Genomic DNA, 531 nt, shown 5'->3' on the forward strand with positions numbered 1-531 from the left:
AGCGCCAGGCCGACGATCACGATCGCGTAGATCAGGTGGTCGTCCATGAACAGGTTGTTGGCCGGGGGCAGGACGACCGACCACATCATGACCAGCAGCAGCGCACCCGCGGCCGCGGCGATCCGCATCCCGATGCCCAGCAACAGCGCGGCGCCGATCCCGGCCAGGCCGAGCATGAACAGCCAGTCGACCCAGGCCAGTCCGGCCAGGTCATGGTAGAAGCCCGCGAACGGGCCCTTGGGCGTGTTCTTAAGGAACCCCTCGGTCGGGCTGCCGCCGTCGATCCACGCCTTGGCACTGGGGGTCTCATGCCCCAGCCCGAACGTCTTGTCCAAGAACGCCCACACAAACACCCACGCCAGCGAGATCCGTGCGACCGCCCAGACATAGCGGGCGGCGACCGACTCGGTGAACGCGGCGGGGACGGACACGTGCATCCGCTGCAGCGTCCGGTGGCTCCGGGCAGCGGGGCGATCGGTGATGCTCATCGTGCATCTCGCTCTCTCCAGATCACCGTGATCCGGACACCAC

At 67.6% G+C, this 531-nt stretch carries 1 protein-coding gene; it reads right to left on the reverse strand.

Translation table 11 applies throughout. The annotated features are described in order from the left end of the window. Window positions 1-437: DoxX family membrane protein (locus J4573_RS53410; protein WP_208264189.1), on the reverse strand; the 437-nt coding region annotated here is incomplete at its 3' end. Between the last annotated feature and the right edge of the window lie 94 nt (window positions 438-531).

It is taken from the genome of Actinomadura barringtoniae (assembly GCF_017573505.1).
GTDB lineage: Bacteria > Actinomycetota > Actinomycetes > Streptosporangiales > Streptosporangiaceae > Spirillospora > Spirillospora barringtoniae.